At 61.9% G+C, this 23131-nt stretch carries 17 protein-coding genes; 10 read left to right on the top strand and 7 right to left on the bottom strand.

Annotated features, from left to right (window positions below):
• The first annotated feature begins 18 nt into the window (after positions 1-18).
• The 5 genes from D3870_RS00330 to D3870_RS00350 all read left to right on the top strand — a co-directional run bounded on the left by D3870_RS00330 (position 19) and on the right by D3870_RS00350 (position 7224).
• Positions 19-1863: a LamG domain-containing protein gene (locus D3870_RS00330; RefSeq protein WP_158590351.1), complete on the top strand. Its 1845-nt coding sequence runs from the start codon at positions 19-21 to the stop codon at positions 1861-1863.
• A complete protein-coding gene (gene asnB, locus D3870_RS00335) occupies positions 1851-3677 on the top strand; it encodes an asparagine synthase (glutamine-hydrolyzing) (protein ID WP_119735717.1) in 1827 nt (608 codons plus the stop codon). The genes D3870_RS00330 and asnB overlap by 13 nt, the downstream gene beginning before the upstream one ends.
• A gap of 14 nt (positions 3678-3691) precedes the next feature.
• Positions 3692-4783, top strand: a complete 1092-nt coding sequence (locus tag D3870_RS00340) for a glycosyltransferase family 4 protein (RefSeq protein ID WP_242489801.1) — start codon at positions 3692-3694, stop codon at positions 4781-4783.
• 101 nt (positions 4784-4884) lie between these two features.
• On the top strand, positions 4885-6144 hold the full coding sequence (locus D3870_RS00345) for a glycosyltransferase family 4 protein (RefSeq protein WP_119735721.1): 1260 nt from the start codon (positions 4885-4887) through the stop codon (positions 6142-6144).
• Positions 6145-6201: 57 nt separating this feature from the next.
• Positions 6202-7224, top strand: coding sequence for an MraY family glycosyltransferase (locus tag D3870_RS00350; protein ID WP_119741459.1), 1023 nt, complete (start codon positions 6202-6204; stop codon positions 7222-7224).
• A gap of 117 nt (positions 7225-7341) precedes the next feature.
• Here D3870_RS00350 and D3870_RS00355 read toward each other — a convergent pair whose 3' ends face one another.
• The 3 genes from D3870_RS00355 to D3870_RS00365 all read right to left on the bottom strand — a co-directional run bounded on the left by D3870_RS00355 (position 7342) and on the right by D3870_RS00365 (position 10957).
• Positions 7342-8241, bottom strand: a complete 900-nt coding sequence (locus tag D3870_RS00355) for an aldo/keto reductase (RefSeq protein WP_147375669.1) — start codon at positions 8239-8241, stop codon at positions 7342-7344.
• Between the two features lie 93 nt (positions 8242-8334).
• Positions 8335-10251 (bottom strand): polysaccharide biosynthesis protein, encoded by a 1917-nt coding sequence (locus tag D3870_RS00360; protein WP_242489802.1) that lies wholly within the window; start codon positions 10249-10251, stop codon positions 8335-8337.
• Positions 10252-10564: 313 nt separating this feature from the next.
• Positions 10565-10957 (bottom strand): ANTAR domain-containing response regulator, encoded by a 393-nt coding sequence (locus D3870_RS00365; protein ID WP_119735725.1) that lies wholly within the window; start codon positions 10955-10957, stop codon positions 10565-10567.
• A gap of 297 nt (positions 10958-11254) precedes the next feature.
• On the opposite strand from D3870_RS00365, the gene D3870_RS00370 reads away from it, so the two are divergent.
• Positions 11255-11710, top strand: a complete 456-nt coding sequence (locus D3870_RS00370) for a universal stress protein (RefSeq protein ID WP_119735727.1) — start codon at positions 11255-11257, stop codon at positions 11708-11710.
• Between the two features lie 42 nt (positions 11711-11752).
• On the opposite strand, the gene D3870_RS00375 is transcribed toward D3870_RS00370, so the two are convergent.
• Together D3870_RS00375 and D3870_RS00380 are read right to left on the bottom strand one after the other, a co-directional pair.
• A complete protein-coding gene (locus D3870_RS00375) occupies positions 11753-12220 on the bottom strand; it encodes a cyanophycin metabolism-associated DUF1854 family protein (RefSeq protein WP_119735729.1) in 468 nt (155 codons plus the stop codon).
• Positions 12217-14502: a cyanophycin metabolism-associated ABC transporter gene (locus D3870_RS00380; RefSeq protein ID WP_119735731.1), complete on the bottom strand. Its 2286-nt coding sequence runs from the start codon at positions 14500-14502 to the stop codon at positions 12217-12219. Before D3870_RS00380 ends, D3870_RS00375 begins: the two co-directional genes overlap by 4 nt.
• Before the next feature lie 250 nt (positions 14503-14752).
• On the opposite strand from D3870_RS00380, the gene D3870_RS00385 reads away from it, so the two are divergent.
• Both D3870_RS00385 and cphA read left to right on the top strand, forming a co-directional pair.
• On the top strand, positions 14753-16942 hold the full coding sequence (locus D3870_RS00385; protein WP_119735733.1) for a cyanophycin synthetase: 2190 nt from the start codon (positions 14753-14755) through the stop codon (positions 16940-16942).
• Positions 16943-17069: 127 nt separating this feature from the next.
• Positions 17070-19646 carry a cyanophycin synthetase gene (gene cphA / locus D3870_RS00390; protein WP_119735734.1) on the top strand — a complete coding sequence of 859 codons (2577 nt, stop codon included), beginning with the start codon at positions 17070-17072 and terminating at the stop codon, positions 19644-19646.
• 78 nt (positions 19647-19724) lie between these two features.
• Here the strand turns inward: cphA and D3870_RS00395 are convergent, their stop codons facing one another.
• On the bottom strand, positions 19725-20024 hold the full coding sequence (locus D3870_RS00395) for a hypothetical protein (protein ID WP_147375670.1): 300 nt from the start codon (positions 20022-20024) through the stop codon (positions 19725-19727).
• 249 nt (positions 20025-20273) lie between these two features.
• On the opposite strand from D3870_RS00395, the gene D3870_RS00400 reads away from it, so the two are divergent.
• Positions 20274-21257, top strand: coding sequence for a tripartite tricarboxylate transporter substrate binding protein (locus D3870_RS00400; RefSeq protein ID WP_340638424.1), 984 nt, complete (start codon positions 20274-20276; stop codon positions 21255-21257).
• A gap of 80 nt (positions 21258-21337) precedes the next feature.
• Here the strand turns inward: D3870_RS00400 and D3870_RS00405 are convergent, their stop codons facing one another.
• Entirely contained in the window at positions 21338-22018 is a 681-nt protein-coding gene (locus tag D3870_RS00405; RefSeq protein ID WP_242489803.1) for a FadR/GntR family transcriptional regulator, read from the bottom strand.
• A 195-nt stretch (positions 22019-22213) separates the two neighbouring features.
• Between D3870_RS00405 and D3870_RS00410 the strand changes: the two genes are divergently transcribed.
• Positions 22214-23092 (top strand): fumarylacetoacetate hydrolase family protein, encoded by an 879-nt coding sequence (locus tag D3870_RS00410; protein ID WP_119735737.1) that lies wholly within the window; start codon positions 22214-22216, stop codon positions 23090-23092.
• Positions 23093-23131 lie beyond the last annotated feature (39 nt).

The following is a 23131-nucleotide window of genomic DNA, read 5'->3' on the forward strand; positions in this document are numbered from 1 at the left end:
TTGTTGAGGGCGCCCACAATGAAGAGCATTGCCGGATATCTACTCTATGTGGCGGTCTTTTCCCTGTCGGCATACCTGTTGTGGCGGATGGCGCCGCTGGGTGGGCGGCGTGTGGCGCTGCGGTCCAGTCGATCATTGGACGCGATCAAGTATGTCCTTGTCGCCTGCGCGATCGCTTTTCCCTTCTTTCACTGGTTTCAGCTTGGCGGGATGCCGCTATGGCAGGCATTTCAAGCGCAGGACCATATAGAGGCGGTGCTGGTCCGTCAGCGCATCTTCTCGGGCGCTGAGGCAATCTGGCGATATGGTGCCAGTCTGAACATCCTTGCCATGCTGCCGCTGCTTGTCCTGCTAGGCCTGGTGAAGAAAAGCCGCTGGTTCTGGCCCATGGCTTTATATGCGCTTGTCTATGCGGCATCCCTCATGCAGAAGAGCCATGTGATCGTGGTGCTGCTTCCGGCGACGATCTATGCAATCGGTATCAGGAATTTCCGACTAGCAGCCAAGCTATGCCTTGTCTCGGGCGCTGCGGTCGTCACGCTGATACTCGGAGCGAATCCGCACCTGCGCGCGACGCTGGACGGAATCATGCCAGTGGCTGTTGCCGCTACGGTGCCCGCCGCTGCGGATACGCATCGTCCGGGTGAAAAATGGGTCGCCTATGGCAGCCGTTTGCAGTCCGGCGTTCCCGGGCGGTTTTCTTCAAACAGCGCGTTTTACCTGGATGGCACAAACACCATTTTCCTCCGCCCGTCAGACGACCGCTGGACGTTCGGGCGCGAAGATTTTCAACTGGAGTTCTGGGTTTTTCCCTTGAGTCATCCGGCTCCCGGCAACTCCGCCACACTCTTCTGGAACGGCCCGGTACACGATGACTACAGCGGCGCGACGCGCATTTTCCATGGCACGCATCCAACTGGCGTGCCGTATGTCGCCTTCGCCACCTACGACCGCTCGGGAACGTTTTCCACATCGTTCGGCGCGAAACCTGAAGTGCAATTGAAAGTAAACCAATGGAACCATGTCGCCTTTGCCAGAAAAGGCCGTACCTTGTACATCGGCGTCAATGGCGTGATGGACTGGAGCACGGACCGGATCGCGGACTTGACGTTGCAGCAGAAAGCGAGACGGATCGTGCAGTTCGGTGGCCAGTTCGGCAAGGAGTACCGGGTACTGTCGGATCCGCTTTTCAAGGGCTATCTTGATGAGATCGTACTTGCCAAAGGAGTGGTCAAGTACACGGACAATTACGCTGTGCCCGACCATCCGGCTTCCGCCAAATCTGTCGCGTTTGATGATGTTACCGGGTTCGAAGCTGTTTCCAGGATGTTGAATCGAGAGCCTGCCTTGTTGAAAAATCTGATCCCATCTTGGGCTAACAGTCTCTTGCATAGGGTATTGTTTGTTCCGGGCGAGGTGGTCGGACAATGGTTTGCGGTGATTCCCGATGAGATTCCCTTCGCGCAGGGATGCGGCTACCGCCCGCTGGCGGCGTTGCTCGGTTGTCCGCATGTCAATTTTTCGGAAGCGGTGTATACGCTCTATAACCCGTATCTTGTGGAGCAGGGAGTCGAGGGCACCATGAATGCCGCGAGTTTCATGGAGGATTACGCAAATTTCGGCATGCCGGGCCTTGTACTTGGCGGGATGCTGCTTGCAGTCCTGCTCTACGGCCTGGGAGTGCTGTTTGCCGGACGTCGCCGCGTTGGCGTTGCGCTCAACATCGTGCCGCTTATGTACCTGTCCTCCGGCGCATTGCTAACTCTTTTGTTGTCCGGTGGCTGGTTGGCTACACTCTGTCTGTATGCGGTTTTTTACGACGACTTTGATAATCGGTTGGAAGGCGATGTATGTGTGGCGTAGCAGGATATATTGATAAAAAAGAGAATGTCGTCCAGCAGTCGTTGATCAGTGCGATGACGGAGGTGATCTCTCATCGAGGACCGGACGCCTTTGGACACTATCTGGGCCGGAACTTTGCGCTGGGGCATCGTCGTCTGGCGATCGTCGATTTGAGCGAAGACGGACGGCAGCCGATGCAATATCCGGCGACTGGCTGCGTCATTACTTACAACGGCGAAATTTACAACTATCTGGAATTGCGCGCCGAACTGGAGTCGGCCGGATATCAATTTCATACGAAGACCGATACTGAGGTTATTCTCGCCGCCTATGCAGCATGGGGCGAGGCATGCGTGCAGCGCTTCAACGGCATGTGGTCTTTTGCCATCTACGATCCGCATAAAGAGATTCTTTTCTGCTCGCGGGATCGCTTTGGCGTCAAGCCGTTCTACTATCTCGACGATGCCGGCCGGTTCGCCTTCGGCTCGGAGATCAGGCAGTTGCTGCCACTCGCCGGAGCGCAGGCAAACGAGCAGGTCGTACTCGATTTTTTGCTCACCAGCTTCGCGGACCATGCCGACGAAACCTTTTTCAAAGGGATACACAAGCTGCCTGCCGGGCACAATCTTATCTATGACCTGAACAGTCATGTGTTCCGCATTGAACGGTTCTATCGCATCACGCAGCAGCCGCAATGGACCTCGAAGGGCGTCGAGCAGGCTGCCGGCGACTATGTCGGCCTGCTCGATGATGCCGTCAAGGTGCGCCTGCGCGCGGACGTGCCGGTCGGCACTTGTCTGAGCGGAGGACTCGACAGTTCGAGCGTGGCGACGCTGGCCGCAAAGAGGTATGCACCGCTGGCCGGGAAGCCCTTTATCGGCATCACCGCGATCGGTGAATCGCCCCGGACGGACGAGTCAGCTTTTGCTCAGGAGGTGGCAAAGGAGGGGGGCATGAAGTGGGTCCCCTTGCGTCCCACATACGATGACTTCGTGCGCACCCTGCCGGATGTCGTGGCGGCACAGGAAGAGCCGTATGCGGGTCCTTCGGTCAATATGCAATGGTTCGTGATGCGCACCGCGCGGGAGCAAGGCATCACGGTGCTGCTTGATGGTCAGGGCGGCGACGAGACCTTGCTTGGGTACGAAAAATATTACGCGGCCCACATCGCCACTGTCTGGCGGGAAAAGGGCGTCTTCAGTGCCGTGCGAGCGGTCCTGGATGCACGACGCAACAACGCGAAGATGGGCTTTCTGAACACGGCAAAGTATCTGATCGCAGGCCTTTCCGCGCCCGCCCGTTATCGCTTCTATCGATACCAGCATCGCTACCTCAAAGCGCTGCCGCCGCTGCCAAGCCAATTGTCGGCCTATTCGCGCGCATGCCTTGATGAATTCGCATTGCAGGAGCTGGAGATCTCGAAAACCAATCTGCCGATCCTGCTGCGCTATGAAGACAAGAACTCCATGGCGCACAGCATCGAGACGCGTCTGCCGTTTCTCGACTATCGCGCGCTGGAAGCAGCGCTGTCGATTCCGGCAGGGTTCAAGATCAAGGACGGATGGACCAAGTGGGTGCTGCGAAAAGGCATGGCGGACAAGATGCCGGCGTCGATTGTATGGCGCAAGAACAAGCTGGGGTTCGAAGCGCCCGAAGATCTCTGGCTTGGAAAGCACCGTTCGCAAATGAAAAGCACGGTTCTCGCATCACCGCTTTTGAACAAGCTGTGTGACATCGCCACCCTGGGGGCAATGTACGAGAAGCTCGATCTGCGCACGCAATGGAGGCTCTACAGCACGGCGTTGTGGGAAGAGAAATTCGGTGTCCGCTCATGACACGGGTTTGTCACATGACATCCGTGCACCCGTGGGACGATGTGCGGATTTTTCACAAGGAGTGCCGTTCGCTGGCCAGGGCCGGCTTCGATGTGCATCTCGTGGCTTGCGCACCCAGGACGATTTGCGTAGACGGCGTGAACGTGCATGCCGTTCCCAAGGCGCAGGGCGGCAGGCTGCATCGCATGCTCGCGACCGCCTGGCGCGTCTATCAGACGGCCAGGGCGCTGAATGCGGATGTGTACCATTTCCACGATCCAGAATTGATCCCGTACGGCTTGCTGCTGAAATGGCAGGGCAGGAAAGTTGTGTACGACGTGCATGAGGATGTGCCGCGCGACATACTGTCCAAGCACTGGATCACTCCGCGCCTGCGGCGTCGCCTTTCGCAGGCGTTCGAATGGGTGGAAGACTTTGCGGCGAAGCGCTTCGCCTCGGTCGTTGCCGCCACTCCCTTCATTGCGCAGAGATTTGCGCGAGTCAATCCGTCCAGTGTCGACGTGAACAATTATCCGGCCGAGTTTGCCGAGCTGGCCCGACAGGGGTGCGCCGACAAAGCCGGTAGCCGGAACCTTTGCTACATCGGCGGTATCGGCACCATTCGCGGCGCATTTGAAATGGTCAGGGCGCTTGAATTCGTCGATGCCAGGCTCATCATGGCGGGGCCTTTTCAGAGCACGGCGATCGAGGAAGAATTGCGGTCGCTGCCGGGCTGGAAGAAAGTCGACTATCGGGGAGTGGTTGATCGGGAAGGAGTGGCGCGCATCCTGGCAGAGTCGCGCATCGGCCTGGTGTTGCTGCACCCGGTCATCAACTATCTGGATTCGTTGCCGGTAAAGATGTTCGAGTACATGGCGGCCGGGCTGCCCGTCGTGGCGTCCGATTTTCCTTACTGGAGGAGCCTGCTTGCCGATGCCGGTGCCGGTGTATGCGTCGATCCGCTTGATCCGCGCGCCATTGCGCGCTGTATTGAGACTCTTCTGGAACGCCCGGACGAGGCGGTGCGCATGGGTGATGCGGGTCGCCGTGCCGTGTCGGATCGGTACAGATGGGACCATGAATCGGACAAGCTGATTGCCCTGTACGGACATCTCGCGGCGCGTTGAGCGGCGTGATGCACTGACCTCCCTGACGCCGCCCTCATGAAGTTTCTTCGTTTTCAATACAGGATGCATTTCCCATGCATCCGTCCGCATACGGATCAGCAATGAAATTCTTGATCGTTGCCCAGGATGCCGGCTCCAGCCAGCACGGCATGGTCTACCGGCCTTTCTATCTCGCCCGTCATCTGATGAAGCTGGGGCATGAGGTGACCATTGTGGCGGCCACCTATTCGCATTTGCGGCAGGCGAACCCCGAGCATGCCGGTGAAACCGTGGTGGATGGCGTGCCGTACCGCTGGCTGCCGGGACTGCAGTATTCCAACAATGCCGTCCGGGCGGTCAACATGCTCTGGTTCGCGTTTCAGCTGCGGCAGCAGGCGCGCGCCCTGGCTGCGCAGTACGAACCGGATGTGGTGATTCTTTCCTCGCCTTATCCGTTTCACATCTACGGGTGCAAGCGCATCGCGCAGTACGCGAATGCGAAACTGATTTTCGAGGTGCGCGACCTGTGGCCCTTGACCCTCGTCGAAGTCGGCGGAGTATCGCCTCGCCACCCCTTCATTCGCTGGATGGGGCGCGCCGAATCCGACGCGTACCGAATGGCGGACCGTGTCGTCTCGCTGTTGCCTGCGGCGGATGTCTACATGCGCGAGCATGGCATGGCTGCGGAAAAGTTCGCTTACATTCCGAACGGAATCGATCCTGACGAATGGTCGCAGAGTCGCGCGCCTGTTCCCGCCGAACTCGACGACGCGATCCGCGTCGCGAGGAGCGAAGGAAGGTTCATCATCGGCTATCTCGGCGCGCATGGCGTCGCCAATGCATTGCCCATGCTGATCGAGGCGCTGGGTCAGGCCCGGGACCTGCCGATTGCGCTCATCATGGTCGGACAAGGCCCGTGCAAGGAAAGCTTGCGCATGCAAGCGGCAAGACTCGGCTTGTCCAATGTCCATTTCTTCAATCCGGTGTCCAAACGTGCCGTTCCTGCCGTGCTGGCGAAACTGGATGCCGGATACCTGGGCTGGAATCCGCACCCCTTGTACCGCTTCGGGATCAGTGCCAACAAGCTGATGGACTACCTCATGGCCGGTGTCCCTATATTGCATGCGAACGCCTCGGCGAACGATCCGGTTGCCGAGTGCGGTGCGGGCATTTCGACGCGGCCGGACGATCCGGCCGCGCTGGCGCAAGCCATGCGACGGCTGTTGGCGCTCTCCGACAGCGAACGCAGGGAAATGGGGCAGCGCGGCAGGGAATTCGCCTTGCGCGAACATAGTTATCCGGTGCTGGCAAAACGCTACCTGGCGCTGCTGGAGCCCGTCGAAGAAAACGGCGCGGTTGAGCGCGCCATCGCCCATGATTGATGCTGTCCGGCGTATCCTGCCGTCTTCCGCCATCTCTTTGAGGATCTGAAAGCCGTGTTGCTTGCCTTGTTACTGTGTACCGGTTTCGTGCTGTCGGCCGGATTGACGGCGGCCTTGCGGCGCTACGCGCTGGCCCGGCATCTGATCGACGTGCCGAACGCGCGCAGCTCGCACACGCGACCTACGCCAAGAGGCGGCGGGGTGGCGATTGTGTTGACCTTCCTGCTGGCCCTTCCGCTACTCGCATGGATGGGGGCGCTGTCCGTGCCGGAAATGCTGGCGCTTGGCGGCGCGGGGTTGCTCGTCGCAGCGGTCGGGTTTCTTGACGATCACGGGCACATCGATGCGCGTTGGCGCTTGCTGGCGCATTTCGCGGCGGCGGCGTGGGGGCTCGCATGGATCGGGGGCTTGCCGGTTCTGTCCGTGTTCGGCACGGCATTGGATTGGGGCATGTTCTCTCAGTTGCTGGCAGCGGTGTACCTCGTGTGGCTGCTCAATTTGTACAATTTCATGGATGGCATCGACGGCCTTGCCGGAGTGGAGGCGGTGTCGGTTTGCCTGGGCGGCGCCTTGCTGTATTGGCTCGCCGCGCCGGCAGGAGCGACTTGCGCGTTGCCGTTGATGCTGCTCGCGGCGGTGGCGGGATTTCTGTGCTGGAACTTTCCGCCTGCAAAAATATTCATGGGCGATGCAGGCAGCGGTTTCCTCGGCATCACGCTGGGACTGTTGTCCATTCAAGCCGCCCGCACCGTGCCTGAATTCTTCTGGGCGTGGATCATCTTGCTGGGCGTCTTCGTCGTCGATGCCACGGTCACGTTATTGCGCCGTGTCGTGCGTGGCCAGAAATTCTATGAAGCTCACCGCAGCCATGCCTACCAGTACGTATCGCGACGCTTCGGGGCGCATCGCAGCGTGACGCTTGCCGTGGGCGCCATCAATCTGTTCTGGCTGTTGCCCATCGCCCTCGCGGTCGGGCTCGGTTATCTCGATGGCATTGCAGGAGTGACGCTTGCTTATGCCCCTTTGGTGTGGCTGGCGATTCACTTCAAGGCTGGGGCGGCGGAGCTTCAGGAGGTCTGATCTCCGCGCCGGAACTGCATCAAAAATGCTCGCAAGACATCCGCCTTGCTGCGCTTTTTCCTTGTTTCGCCTCGATTTCGTCACTTTTCCTTCGCAACGAATTTGCGAATCAGAGCTCTAGCGCACCTGCTCGATCCGTTTTTTGATGTCTTCCGGTATCTGCTTCAGCGACGCCGCAAAGTTCGATGCCAGATGCGCGGGTCTGGTCGTGCCGATGATGGCGCAACTGACGTGCGGATTGGCCAACACATATTGAAGCGCGAGGTCGTGACAGCTTGCGCCCTCGACGTCGGCGAGGAAGTTGTACTTGCGCCCCTCCAGGAATTTTCCGCGATGATTCTTCAGCGCCCGCAGGAAGTACCAGATATCGGCAAGCTTGCGGATCTTGAATATCTCGTTTGAGTACATCGTTTGCGCAAGAGGTGATTTCACCATGACGCCCATGCCCGCCCGCGCGCAACGATCAATCAGATCCTGCTCGGGATTGCGCTTGATGACGTTGTATTCGATCATCACAAAATCGAAGACCCCGCTCGCCAGAGCGACCTCCGCGCCGGGAATGTTGGTGGAAACACCCAGCAGCCGCGTGTCGCCTTTTTGTTTCGCATCCAGCAGGAACCGGATGATCTCGTCGTCCAGCTTGCGGGGCATGTCGTGCAACTGCAGCATGTCGACGTGGTCGACGCGCAGTTTCTTCAGGCTCTCTTGCAAGCTTCTTGTCAGCGCCGGCGTGCTGTAATCCTTGATGTGGCGGCCATTCACATAATGCGTGCCGCATTTCGTGCCGATGAAAACATTGGACGCTCTTCCTGCCAGCATCTTCCCCAGCCGCGTTTCGGCGTTTGCGCCGCTGTAGTTCGGGCCGGTGTCAAAGAAGTTGACGCCGCTGTCGAGCGCAATGTCCACCAGGTTCTTCGCGATGCGCTCGTCGAACATCTCCATGCCCCAGAATCCGCCTGCGCCAAACCCCAGCTCGGATATCTGGACATCGCTGGATCCGATTCGTCTTCTCTTCAACGTAACGTGCTCGTTCACTAAAATTCGCCTCTCGGTGATTGTTCTATTGTTCGTATTCCGCCTGAAGGTCGTTGGCGGATGCCGTCTGCGGACTCAATGCAGCATCGAGGAGCGGACGGGGAATGGTGTGTGCGCCGCTTCGGGAGAGGTTGCTGACTCTGCATCCATTTCCCTCGCCGCGATTGTCTGGGGCGAATATTCCCTGACAATTGCGCGCATGGCGGCCTTGATCGTATCGTTGTCGTTGGTGCGGCATGCGTCCATCAGGTTCTCTATCAAGCCCTCCAGCACTTCGGGACGGAGGGAGTACTCTGTCGTACACATGATGCGAGGGTGTTCGCTGCGCGCGGCTTCGCTTCCGATCAGCAATTCCTCATACAGTTTTTCACCGGGCCTCAATCCGACGTAGCGAAGTTCGATGTCGCCATTCGGCATTTCATCGCTCTTCTCCTTCAGTCCCATCATGTCGATCATGGTGCGCGCCAGCTCGACGATCTTGATCGGCTCACCCATGTCAAGCACGAACACATCGCCGCCTTTTGCCATTGCGCCCGCCTGTATGACCAGTTGCGCCGCTTCCGGAATCAGCATGAAATACCGCACCACGTCAGGATGGGTAATCGTGATGGGGCCGCCGTCTTCGATCTGCTTTTGGAAAAGCGGTACAACCGAACCGGACGAACCGAGGACATTGCCGAAGCGAACCATGCAGAAACGGGTCTTTGATGCGGGCTTGGCGGCGGCCTGAAAGATCAATTCGGCAATGCGCTTGCTGGCGCCCATGATATTGGTCGGGCGCACTGCCTTGTCGGTGGAGATGAGAACGCAGGTGCTCACCTGGAATTTTTCCGCGGCCGCCACCACAACTTGGGCGCCGATCACATTGTTGCGGATTCCTTCGGCCATGTTGGCCTCGACCAGAGGCACATGCTTGTAGGCTGCGGCATGGTAGACGGTGTCGATTTTCCCTTCGCGCATGACGCGCTCCACCAGCTGTGCGTCGCACACCGATCCCAGATGCGAATGGATCGACATGGCCGGGAAGCGGGCCTGCAGTTCCTGCCTCACCGCGTACAGCGCATACTCCGAGTGATCAAACAGATGCAGATGCAAGGGGTGTTGCGCCATGATCTGGCGACACAATTCGCTGCCGATCGAGCCGCCGGCTCCGGTCACCAATACATTCCGCTCCTGCACGCAGCGGGCGAACAAGTCGATCCGGGGTGGCACGGGCGCGCGACCGAGCAAATCCTCGATCTTGATTTCACGGATCGAGCGAGTGGAAATCTTTTCATCGGCCAGTTCGATCACGCTATGCATCGTCTTGATCTCAAGCCCGGCTTCATGCACGGCATGCATGACCTCGCGGCGGCGCTCGGGTGTTGCGGCGGGGATCGCCAGCACGACCAGGTTGATGCCCAGCTGCTGGCCGATCTCGGCGAGGCGGCTGCTGTGGAATACCTTCAGGCCTGCGACATTCTGGTTTCGCAGCGAGAGCTTGTCGTCAAAAAAGCAGATCGCGCGATACTTGTCGCCCACCCGCATTGCCTGCGCAAGCTGGGCGCCCGCTTCACCGGCACCGTAAATCGCAACCAGGTTCTTTTGCTGCCGTCGTCCGCCTGCATTGTTCCGCAGGAAGCTGCGTATCGTCAGGCGGGACACCACCACGTACGAGAACGCGATGAACCAGTAGATCATGAGCGCGCTGCGCGGCAGTCTCTGGTCATTGAGAAAAAACGAGATGGTGTATGCGCCGACCACCGCCAGGCCAAGTCCGATGCCGGTGGTCCTCAACAGGCTTTGATCGATAAACCGGATGACCGCACGATATAGGCCGGACATGGCGAAGACCAGAATCGTGATTAACGCGACAAACACATATGCCGCATTTCCGTATCGCGTGGTGGAATCAAAGTCGCCAAGGCGAAGCATCATGGCGATCAGGAAACACAGCGGGAGCGCAACAAGATCGGCGGTCAGCATTATTGCGATCTTGGACCAGCGATTCATTGAGACCAGCTTGTTGCTGATCCAGATTGCAAAGGATGGGTTTATTGAGGACATGCCAGGATTCTTGTTATGAGGGTTCCATGCTCGCCTCATGCAATTCTTCCAAGGGTGCCTGCATGGGCAACCGTCGAACAGAGGGAGGCGAGGCCTCCGAATTGACGAAGAAATATCCGGCGAGTATAGCGTAGATCATGAGGCAGGAAACAGCCATGAGCGCAAGGGCAGGCATGCCATTGCGGGCTGTGCTTCTCTGTTGCAATCATGATGAAATTTCCGAGCTTGCCATCAAGCATGGTGATTTGCTTTTGCTTGTTTATACGGTGTGCTTCTGGTGCTGTCTGGCGATCTTGAGCACCGCATTCCGAATGGCTCCCAGCACGGTGGCTGCATTGAACGGTTTGACAATGAATCCATGCGCCCCGAGTTGCACGGCATTCTGCACAATGACCGGATCCATCTTGCCGGATACGAGAAATACCAGCGCTTTGGGCAATGCGTTGCGAATCGTCTCCAGCATGTTCAATCCGATCTGCCTTTCCTCGCCGATGTCGATGCAAACGAGCTGCGGCCGCAGCTTGATCATGCTGGCGACGCCGGCGGAGCTGGTATTGGCGTCACCGATGACGTCGTGGCCGCCGTTCGTCAGGACGCTCACCAACAGATTGCGCGAGATTGCGTTGGCGTCGATAACGACTATTTTTAACATCGAATGCGATCCTTGAATCGTGTTTCCAACCGTCAGGTTTCATGCCGGGTGGTTGCCTGTTGAGCAAGAGCAATCAGAAGAGCAAACAGGCTTGTTAATGCGAAAGAATCATGCCTTGCCCTCTTGCTTTTCGGCGGCAATCTTACCAAACTGAATATGGCAATTGCATGAGTCCCTGCTGCTGCACGGCCAACCGGGAATTGCGTCATCGCCGGCAATCAAAAGAGCGGGAGCAAGCGGTACGGCACGCAGGATATTTGCGAAAAGTTCTTGTCTTGATGTGGAGAGGAGGGGCACATGTACCGCAAAATTCTCGTGGCCTACAACGGCACACCGGAGAGCCGTCTCGCGTTGAACGAATGCATCCGGCTTGCGCCCGGTTCTTCCGCCGACATTCATTTGCTGGCCGTGATCATTCCGCCGCCCATCATGCTGGCTGGGGACTTCGTTGCGGCGGCGATTCCGAGTCCGGAAGAGGAGCGCGCGGAGCGGCAGGCGATGGAGCAGGTGCTGGCATCGGGTCGCGCGCTGCTGGCCGAGGCCGGCTTGAGCGTTGTGACGCATCTGGAAATCGGCGAACCGGCCGACGTCATCGCCGATATCGTGAACAAGCTCGGGACCGAATTGGTGATCGTCGGGCATTCGCGCCACAAGCCGTTCGCGCTGCGCTGGTGGCGCGGTTCGATGGATGCGATCCTGGTCGAGAAGATCCGTTGCAGCGTGCTGGTGGCGGCGGATCCCAATCGTTCCTGAGCTTGACTCGTGCATGGATGCCGCGAGAGGGCGCATCTGCGCTTATAGAAAGCGGTCAAGCAGCTTGCGGCTGCCTTTGTCCATCGCCTGCAGGTCGCGGATCAGGTATTGCACACCGTGGCTGTCGGCGATGATCAGCGTGGAATGCGCGACTCGCCGGATATCCTCCTCACCCTTGAGCACGAACGTCGTCGGGCCGCGATCGGTTTCGATTTCCCACGTGCTTGGCACGGCGAAGGTCGAGACATGGCGCAGACGGCGGATTTCCGGCAGGAATTCGCGGCTGGCGAGTTCTTCTTCCAGCAGGGTGCGAATGTCGGCGGACAGGTCGCCCATCCGCTCGATCCACGCGAGTTCATGGCCATCCACATCGACCAGCGAGATGCCCTGATCCGGCGAGGCGATCGGAAACGCCCGCACCGGGACCACGCCTTCATGCACCTGCGTATCGTCGGGCGAGGAAAACACCAGTCTGCCGAAGGCGTTGCGTGTCAACTGGAAGGGCTTCATGCGATGCTTTCTCTCATGTCCATCTGTTCGGCGGCGTCCTTCTCCGCCTGCCGCTGCTGCGCCTGATACAGGCGGTAGTAGGCGCCTTCGCGCGCCAGCAATTCCTCATGCGGGCCGACTTCGACGATCTGCCCCTTGTCCAGCACGACCAGGCGGTCGGCCATGCGCAGCGTGGACAGGCGGTGCGCGATGGCGATCGTGGTGCGGCCGCGCACGAGGTTGTCGAGCGCCTTCTGGATTTCCTTCTCGGTGGTGGTGTCGACCGACGACGTCGCCTCGTCGAGGATCAGGATGTGCGGATCGATCAGCAGCGCGCGCGCGATCGAGATGCGCTGGCGTTCGCCGCCGGAGAGCGTCTGGCCGCGTTCACCGACCAGCGAATCGTAGCCGTGCGGCAGGCGCAGGATGAATTCGTGCGCATGCGCGGCGCGGGCGGCGGCGATGATTTCCTCGCGCGTTGCGCCCGGCTTGCCGTAGGCGATGTTCTCGGCGATCGTGCCGAAGAACAGGAAGGGCTCCTGCAGCACGAGGCCGATATTGCGCCGGTATTCCGCCACCGGCAGCGAGCGGATATCGACGCCGTCGACCAGGATCGCGCCTTCGGACACGTCGTAGAAGCGGCAGATCAGGTTGACCAGCGTGCTCTTGCCGGAGCCGCTGTGACCGACCAGACCGATCATCTCGCCGGGGCGGATGTCGAGATCGACGCCGCGCAGCACGGCGCGATTGCCGTAGCGGAAGCCGATGTCCTTGATGTGGATGCGTCCCTGCACCTTGGGCAGGTGCGTCGGGTTGGTCGATTCCGGCACGCTGGAGACGTGGTCGAGGATGTCGAAGATGCGCTTGGCGCCGGCCGCCGCTTTCTGCGTGACGGAGACGATGCGGCTCATCGAATCCAGCCGTGTGTAGAAGCGCCCGATGTAGGCGAGGAAGGCGGTCAGCACGCCGACCGTGATGAGTCCTTGCGAAACCTGCCAGATGCCGAGCGCCCACACGACCAGCAAGCCGAGCTCGGTGAGGAAGGTGACGGTCGGCGAGAACAGCGACCAGACCTTGTTGACGCGGTCGTTGATCACCAGGTTGTGCCTGTTGGCTTCGCGGAAGCGCGCCGCTTCGCGCTTCTCCTGCGCGAAGGCCTTGACCACGCGGATGCCGGGGATGGTGTCGGCCAGCACGTTGGTCACTTCCGACCAGACGCGGTCGATCTTTTCGAAACCATGGCGCAGGCGGTCGCGCACCACGTGGATCATCCACGCGATGAAGGGCAGCGGCAGCAGCGTCACCAGCGCCAGCCACGGATTGATGGAGACCAGGATGATCGCGGTCATGGTGATCATCAAGACGTCGGTGGCGAAGTCGAGCAGGTGCAGCGACAGGAACACGCAGATGCGGTCGGTCTCGGAGCCGACACGCGTCATCAGGTCGCCGGTGCGCCGGCCGCCGAAGTATTCCAGCGACAGTCGCAGCAGGTGCTCGTAGGTGGTGGTGCGCAGATCCGCGCCGATGCGTTCGCTGACCAGCGCGAGGATATAGGTACGGGCCCAGCCGAGGATCCATGCCACCAGCGCCGAACCGAACAGGCCGCCGAGATACAGCGTGACGAGGCTGACATCGATCTGCTTGCCGTTCTGGTACGGGATCAGCACATTGTCCATCAGCGGCATGGTCAGGTAGGGCGGCACCAGGGTCGCCGCCGTGGAGGCGAGCGTCAGGAGGAAGCCGGCCAGCAGCTGGCCCTTGTACGGTTTGGCGAAGCGCCACAGACGGAACAGCGTCCAGGTGGAGGGCGGCGTGTGGATTTCGCGCGCGCAGATCGGGCATTCTTCCTGCCCCTCCGGCAGTGGTGCCTTGCAGCTCGGGCAGATCGCTTCATCGGGAATCTGCACCGCACGGCCCGACACCAGCGCGTCGCGCTGCTGCTCGAAATGGTCGATCAGGCGCAGGGCTTCCGGGTTGTGGCCGAGCGTGTAGCGCCATGCGGCCAGGCGGGCCTTGTCGTCATGCAATTCCAGCGTGCCCACGCCCGCATGGTCGTGATGCGTCAGCGCGAGATGCTGCGTGTACGGCCATTGCTGCCACTCGTCATCATTTGCCATTTTGGCAAGCATTCTGCGGTCGGTAACGATCACGATGCCGTGCGTGAAGCGCAGGCTCGCATCGAGATCCAGCTCGAGCGCCGCGACCACGCTTTCGCCGGCTTGCAGGCGCGCCTGCAAATCATGCTGCCAGGCCGAGGGGGCGGCAAGCCCGCCTGGCGGCACTGGTGAAGGGACAGTTTTCATTGGAGAGGGGAATCCGGGATGGCAAACCGTCAACGGACGTGTTTGCAAAATATAAACAATGCGTTGCTTTCGCGCGAATCAATGGGCGCCAAGTATACAGAGGCGTGCGAACCTTGTTTCCAGGTGTTACATTTCTGCACGAAAATTTTCCTGAATCAGTAAACTAACGGACGTTCAGAACCGTTATTCATTGGCCATATCAAAGAATTTATACAACAACCGGGCCTTCATCCTCTGTCTTGCAAATTAAATGACGAACAAAACCATTGAGATCATCAATGTGCTGACTCCGCGCGGCCCGAACATCTGGACTTATCGTCCGGTGATCGAGGCGTGGGTCGATATCGGCGATCTCGAAGATGCACCTTCGAACACCATACCCGGATTTTACGAACGCCTGACAGCGATGCTGCCGGGCCTTGTCGAGCATCATTGCGGCGTCGGCGAGCGCGGCGGCTTCCTGCAGCGCCTGCGCGAAGGCACGTGGGCGGCGCACATCATGGAACACGTGATGATCGAATTGCAAAACCTTGCCGGCGTGCAGACCGGCTTCGGCAAGGCGCGTTCGACTTCCAGGCGCGGCGTGTACAAGCTGGTGGTGCGCGCCAGATACGAGGAACTCAGCCGTGCCGCGCTCACCACCTCGCGCGACCTCGTGATGGCCGCGATCGACAAGCGCGCATTCGACGTTGACGCCGCCGTGCGGCAATTGCGCGAAATCGCCGAATCGGTTGCGCTCGGTCCGAGCACCGCCTGCATCATCGACGCCGCGACCGAACGGCGCATTCCATCGCTGCGGCTCAACGACGGCAACCTCGTGCAGCTCGGTTACGGCGCGCGCCAGCGCCGCATCTGGACGGCCGAGACCGACCAGACCAGCGCCATCGCGGAGAGCATTTCCAGCGACAAGGACCTGACCAAGAGCCTGTTGCAGTCGTGCGGCGTGCCGGTGCCGGAAGGCCGTCTGGTCGACAGCGCGGCGGACGCCTGGGACGCGGCCGAAGACATCGGCATCCCTGTCGTCGTCAAGCCGTCCGACGGCAACCACGGCCGCGGCGTCTCCACCGACCTCAAGACGCGCGCCGAGATCGAAGCCGCCTACGCGCTGGCGGACGCGGAGGGCAGCGAGGTCATCGTCGAGCGCTTCATTGCCGGCAACGAGCATCGACTGCTTGTTGTGGGCGGCAAGATGGTGGCCGCCGCACGCGGGGAATCTGCCTACATCACCGGCGATGGTAAATCGACCATCGCCGAACTCATCAATATCCAGCTCAACAGCGATCCGCGTCGCGGCGCAGGCGAGGAGTTTCCGCTGAATCTGCTGCTGATCGACGAAGCCGATGACCCTGGCGTGATCCTGCTCGAGCTCTCGCGCCAGGGTTACACGACCGAATCGGTGCCGCCGGAAGGCAAGCGCGTGCTGGTGCAGCGTCATGGCAACGTCGCCTTCGACGTCACCGATCTGGTTCATCCGAGCGTGGCCGCGGCGGCGTCGCTGGCGGCGCGCATCGTCGGCCTCGACATCGCCGGCGTCGATCTGGTCGCCGAGGACATCTCGAAACCGCTGGATGCGCAGGGCGGCGCGATCGTCGAAGTCAATGCCGGTCCGGGTCTGTTGATGCATCTGAAGCCGGCGGACGGTCCGGCGCGCCCGGTCGGACGCGCGATCGTCGATCATCTGTTCGCGGGGCAGGACAGCGGCCGCATCCCGATCGTCGGCGTCACCGGCAGCCACGGCATGACCATGGTGACGCGCCTGGTGGCGCAGTTGCTGCACCTGCACGGCGCCTACGTTGGTCTGGCCAACGGCGACGGCCTGTATTTGCGGCAGCGCCAGGTGGTTGCCGCCGACAGCGCGAACTGGGCATCGGCGCATCGCGTGCTGATGAACCGCGCGGTGCAGGCTGCCGTGTTCGAGAACGGCTATCGCGCGATCCTGACGGAAGGGCTCGCCTACGATCGCTGCCAGGTCGGCGTGGTGACCGGCATCGACCCGCAGGGCAGCCTGCCCGATCTGTACATCGATGATGCGGAACAGATGGAAAAGGTGGCGCGCACCCAGGTCGATATCGTGCTGCCCGAGGGCACGGCGGTATTGAATGCCGCCGATGCGCGCGTGGCATCGCTGGCGCCGCTGTGCGACGGCGAGGTCATTTTCTACAGCGTGTCGCCGGACGCGGCCGCGCTGGCGCAGCACCGGGTCGAAGGCGGGCGCGCGGTATTCGTGCGCGAGGGCCACATCGTGCTGGCGACCGGCGCGCAGGAAGTGCCGCTTGCCGCACTCGATGTGCCTGGCGCGATCGCGGATGCGGACAGGCGTGCCCGCATCACCGAGAACATCCTCGCGGCGGTAGGCGCCGGCTGGGCGCTGGGTATCGCCACCGACCTGATTCAGGCCGGCATCGAGACCTTCGAGCATGCCGACGTCAACGCCGCATGAGCCTGCATTGATGGATGATTGATGGATGATTGATGACGGCCTGCCGGACGCCGGCGGGCCAATGCAACAAGCGCTGCCGCACAAACGATCGTAGAACGACATGGCAGTGCAACCAAGGAACAGTTTGATGGAAATCTCGCGTATCCGCGCCTTGCGCGGTCCCAATCTCTGGAGTCGGCATACGTCGATCGAAGCTGTGGTGTCGTGCTCGGAAGCGGCGCGCGACATGGCATTGATACCCGATTTCGAGGTGCGGCTGCGTGCGCGTTTCCCGGAAATCGAATTCCTGGATACGGCCACGGACAACCACCCGTTTTCGCTGGCGCACGTGCTCGGCGCGGCCGCGCTGTGCCTGCAGGCGCGGGCCGGATGCCCGGTCACGTTCAACCGCGTGGTCGAGACGGTCGAACGCCGCACCTATCAGGTCGTGGTCGAATACACCGAGGAAGCGGTCGGCCGGCTGGCCTTCGAACTGGCCGAGCAGCTGTGCCGCAGCGCACTCGACGACACGCCGTTCGAGCTCGCGCAGGCGCTGGCACGCCTGCAGGAACTCGACGAGGACATCCGGCTCGGCCCCAGCACCGGCGCGATCGTGCAGGCGGCGGTGGTGCGCGGCATTCCCTACCGCCGGCTGACCGAAGGCAGCATGGTGCAGTTCGGCTGGGGCAGCCGCCAGCGCCGCATCCAGGCCGCCGAGACCAGCCACACCAGCGCGATTGCCGAATCGATCGCGCAGGACAAGGAACTGACCAAGACGCTGCTGCACGCGGCCGGCGTGCCGGTGCCGCAGGGCCGCTCGGTGTCCGACGCGGAAGACGCATGGAAGGCCGCCTGTGAAATCGGCGGGCCGGTCGTGGTCAAGCCGCGCGACGGCAACCAGGGCAAGGGCGTCGCCGTCAACATCAGGAGCCGCGAGGAAGTGCTGGCTGCCTTTGCCGTCGCCTATGCGATCAGCGAGGATGTGATTGTCGAGCGCTACCTCAGCGGCCATGATTTCCGCCTGCTGGTGGTGGGCGACCAGCTCGTCGCTGCCGCGCGCCGCGCGCCGCCGCAAGTCATCGGCGACGGCGTGCACAGCATCGGCCAGCTGATCGAGCAGGTCAACCGCGATCCGCGCCGCGGCGACGGACACGCCACTTCGCTGACCAAGATCCGGCTGGACGACATCGCGCGCGCGGTGCTGGCGAAACAGGGCTATGCACTGGACAGCGTTCCGCCCAAGGGCGCGCTGGTCGTGCTGCGGAACAACGCCAACCTCAGCACCGGCGGCACCGCCACCGACGTCACCGAAGACGTGCACCCGGAGCTGGCGGCGCGCGCCGTGGAGGCGGCGCAGATGGTCGGGCTCGACATCTGCGGCGTCGATGTGGTCTGCGAAACCGTCATCAAGCCGCTGGAGGAGCAGGGCGGCGGCATCGTCGAGGTGAACGCCGCGCCGGGCCTGCGCATGCACTTGCAGCCCTCGTTCGGCAAGGGGCGTCCGGTGGGCGAGGCGATCGTCTCGACCATGTTCGCCGACGGCGACGACGGCCGCATCCCGGTGGTGGCCGTGGCCGGCACCAACGGCAAGACCACTACCGTGCGCCTCATCGCGCACCTCCTGTCGAAGGACGATCATTGCGTGGGCATGACCGGCACCGACGGCGTGTACATCGGCGGCCAGCGCATCGATACCGGCGACTGCAGCGGCCCGCGCAGCGCGCGCAACGTGCTGATGCATCCTGACGTCGATGCCGCGGTGTTCGAAACCGCGCGCGGCGGCGTGCTGCGCGAAGGTCTCGGATTCGACCGCTGCAATGTTGCCGTCGTCACCAACATCGGCATGGGCGACCATCTCGGCCTGAACTTCATCAGCACCGTCGAGGACCTTGCGGTGGTCAAGCGCGTGATCGTGCAGAACGTCGCGCCGGACGGCATGGCGGTGCTCAACGCCACCGACCCGATGGTCGCGAACATGGCGGCCGCATGTCCGGGCGCGGTCACCTTCTTCGCGCGCGACAGCCATCACCCGGTGATCGCGACCCATCGCGCGCAGGGCCGCCGCGTCGTGTACGTGGAGGACGATGCGATCGTCGCGGCGCAGGGCCGGGACACCTACCGCATCGAGCTCGCGGACATTCCCCTCACGCGCAAGGGCGCGATCGGCTTCCAGGTCGACAACGCGATGGCTGCGATCGGGGCGGCGTGGGCGCTGGGCATCGACTGGCAGACCATCCGTGCCGGCGTGAACAGCTTCGTCAGCGATGCGCAGAGCGCGCCCGGCAGGTTCAACCTGTTCTCCTATCGCGGCGCGACGCTGATCGCCGATTACGGCCACAACCCCGACGCCATCGATGCGCTGGTGAAGGCGATCGACAGCATGCCGGCCAGACGCCGCTCGGTCGTGATCAGCGGCGCGGGTGACCGGCGCGACGTCGACATCCGCCGCCAGACCGAAATCCTCGGCGATGCGTTCGACGAAGTGGTGCTGTACGAAGACCAGTGCCAGCGCGGGCGTGCCGACGGTGAGGTGGTCACGCTGCTGCGCCAGGGGCTGGCGAACGCCAGGCGCGCCTCCTCGATCAAGGAAATCCGGGGCGAGTTCAAGGCGATCGACACCGCGCTTGCAGGGCTGAAGGAAGGCGACCTGTGCCTGATCCTGATCGACCAGGTGGAAGAGGCGCTGGCGTATATCGGCAAGCTGGCGGTGCCGCAGGCAGCCTGAGCCGCGTGACCGCCTGATTTTCCTGCCGTTTCCTGTTTTCCGAGGGGCAGCGTCGCATCGGCGCTGCCCCTCGGCGTTTCATTGCAGCAGCCGGAACCCGCGCACCGGCAGCATCTGCAATTGCGAGTCGAGGGCCCTCCCGGTATCGAGATCGATCCACGCCTGCGGCGCGACACCATCGATCCGCACCTTCTTGATGACGTGGCCCTCGCCGCCGTCGACCAGCAGCTTGCCGTAAGCCAGCTCATACGATTCGCCTTCAATCGGCTCGAACGGCCGGTCGACGATCCACGCGGCGGCGTGGTGCATCTCCCGTTCCGGATGCATGTCCGGATTCTCGATCCCCAGTTCGGCGAGGATGCCGTGCAGCGTTGCCATGATCTGCCTGCCCTTTCCGTCATTCCGCGCGCCTTGCTCCAAGGCCGCGTTGCCTCTCAAGCTTGGAGCGCCGCCCGGCACCGCCGGTTCACCCGCATGCTGCAAAGGCACATGGCGCCGCGTTGACAAGGCCATGGGCGCTCACTATATTGGTATGGTTTGGATTTAACTTAAACCAATTAAACCCAATTGTGGCAGGCGGCGATGAGCCGGTGCCCGCGCCGATTTCCTCACGCTGAAAAGATGACCATGAAAACATTGACGCTTCAACGCTGCATCGTTCTGGCCGGCATCATGCTCGGCGGGCTGCCCGTCGCCGTACACGCCGACGACGCATGGCCGTCGCGCACCATCGCCATGGTTGTGCCCTTTCCGCCCGGTGGCGTGGCCGACACGGTGGCGCGTCCGGTGGCGCAGGCGATGTCGCGCGAGCTGAGGCAGACCGTGATCGTGGAGAACAAGGCGGGCGCGGGCGGCGCAATCGGCATGGCGCAAGTCGCCAAGGCCGCGCCGGACGGCTATACCGTGCTGATGTCGCTTTCGTCGCTGACGACCATTCCGGAAGCGGACAAGATACTGGGCCGCCAGTCGATGTTCCAGCTGTCGCAGCTGAAGCCGATCGCGCGCTTCACCGCCGACCCCACCGTGCTCGTCGTGCGCGCCGACAGTCCGTGGCAAACGGTGAAGGACTTCGTCGCTGCCGCGCGCAGCAAGCCCGGCGCATACAGTTACAGTTCGTCCGGCAACTACGGCACCATGCACGTGCCGATGGAGATGCTCAAGGCCAGCGCCAACATCCGCGTGCTGCACGTCCCCTACACCGGCGCGGGCCCGGCCGTGATGGGGCTGTTGAGCGGACAGGTCGATGCGATCTCGACCGGCCCGGCCAGCGTGGTGCAGCACATCAAGGCCGGCAAGCTGCGCGCGCTGGCGCATTGGGGCAATGCGCCGCTGGCATCGCTGCCGAACGTGCCGAGCCTGAAGGAGGCCGGCTATCCGGTCGAGTACGCGCAATGGTCCGGCCTGTTCGTGCCGGCCGCCACGCCCGAGCCGATCGTCGCCAGGCTGCGCGAAGTCGCGCGCAAGGTGGCGGACGACCCTGCGGTGCGCAACACGATCGGCACCGCCGGCAGCCCGATCCTGTATATGGATACGCCGGAATTCCAGGCCTACGTTGCCGACGACGCGAAGAAGATGAAGGACGTGGTGCAGAAGATCGGGAAGGTGGAATAGGCGGCCGCCAGTCGATGCGGGGTGCCGGCCGGGAGCGGCGGTTTGCGCCGCTCGCCGAACCATCTGGATGTCAACAGGCCCTAATACCCGAACAGATTGCGCCGCACATTCAGCAAGTGCGCCTGCATCGCCTGCCTCGCCGTCTCCGCATCGCGGCTCTTCAGCGCAGCGAGCAGCGCGCGGTGCTCGACCTGATAGGCGCTCCTGCGCTCGGGCGTGACGCTCTTTTTCTTCAGCACGCCCCACTCGCCGCATTCGCGCACCTTGTTGATCAGGTCGAACACGCTGATCACGAAGTTGTTGTGCGTCGCATTCGCAAGGCGCTGGTGAAACGCGCCATCCCAGTATTCGAACTGTTCCAGCGTCGCGGCCTGCTCCCCCTGCCGGCAGCATTCCTCCATGTCGGCGAAGTCGGCCGCGGTGCCGTTGCGCACGACCAGATCGATCAGCACGGGTTCGAACATCAGCCGCGCCTCCATCAGTTCTGCCGGGCTGACGTTGAGCGTCGCGCCGGGGTGCTGCGCCGGCAGCCTGTCCATGAAGTCGTGCGTGACGAAGGTGCCGCTGCCGACCGCCTGCTCGATCACGCCCATCTCCTTCAACTGGCTCAACGCGCGCCGCACGGTCGACCTGCCGATGCCGTGGGATTCGCTCAACTGGCGCTCCGCCGGCAGCCGCTCGCCCGCGCCCCACTGGCCGCTGCGCAGGTTGGCAAGCAGCGTTTCCTTCAGCATGAAAACCGGGTCGGATGAGGTGGGCATGGGGACGTGGCGCGCGCGGAAAAAGACAGGCGTAGTGTAATTGATTGGTGGGAATTGGTTCAATGATTGCATGAGCGCGGCCCAATTCGAGGCAGGCCGTGCGGCGTTGACAGGCGAAAATGCACATGCTATTTTCGGTCCGTATTGGTATATTTATTGACCAATTTGAACCAATTGCCTTGTCAGGAGAAACGGATGCGCTTTGGCACCTTGAACATCGATGGTCACGCGACAGTCGTCGCGATTTCCGAAGATGGATTGCAATACCGTGAAGCACAGGAATTGCTGCCCGGCTTCGCCGGTGACATGAGCGACTTCATCGCCCGCATGCCCGTCCCGCCGACGGAGGCGGCGCAAGCCGGCGCATGGCAAGCCATCGCCGGCAAGCAGTTGCTGGCCCCCATTCCTGTCCCGCGCCGAAACATCTTCTGCGTCGGCAAGAACTATCACGAACACGCGAAGGAATTCAGCCAGTCGGGCTTCGATACTTCCGCGACAAAGGGCGAAGTCGCGCCGTCCGCCCCGGTCGTTTTCACCAAGGCACCGTCCACCGTCATCGCTGACAGGCAGCCGGTGCAATCCTTTCCCGATATCACGACGCAACTCGACTACGAAGCTGAACTGGCGGTGGTGATCGGCAAGCCGGGGCGCGGCATCAGCAAGGCCGACGCGCTCAGGCACGTGTGGGGCTACACCATCGTCAACGATGTCACCGCCCGCGACCTGCAGCAAAGGCATCGGCAATGGTTTCTCGGCAAGTCGATGGATACCTTCTGCCCGATGGGGCCGTGGATCGTCACCGCCGACGGCATCGATTCCGCCACGCTCGGCGTGCGCTGCTGGATCAACGACGAATTGCGGCAGGATGCCAACACGCGCGACCTGATTTTCGACATTCCGACCATCATCGAAACCATTTCCGCCGGCATCAGCTTGCAGCCGGGTGACGTCATCGCCACCGGCACCCCGGCCGGGGTCGGCCTCGGTTTCAATCCGCCGAAATTCCTCAAGTCCGGTGACGTGATGACAATCAGCATCGACCGGATCGGCACGCTCACCAACCGCGTGGAATAAGACGGCACTTCATCTTGCCGGTGAGTGCGCGGCTCACCG

Source organism: Noviherbaspirillum cavernae, assembly GCF_003590875.1.
Classification (GTDB): domain Bacteria; phylum Pseudomonadota; class Gammaproteobacteria; order Burkholderiales; family Burkholderiaceae_D; genus Noviherbaspirillum; species Noviherbaspirillum cavernae.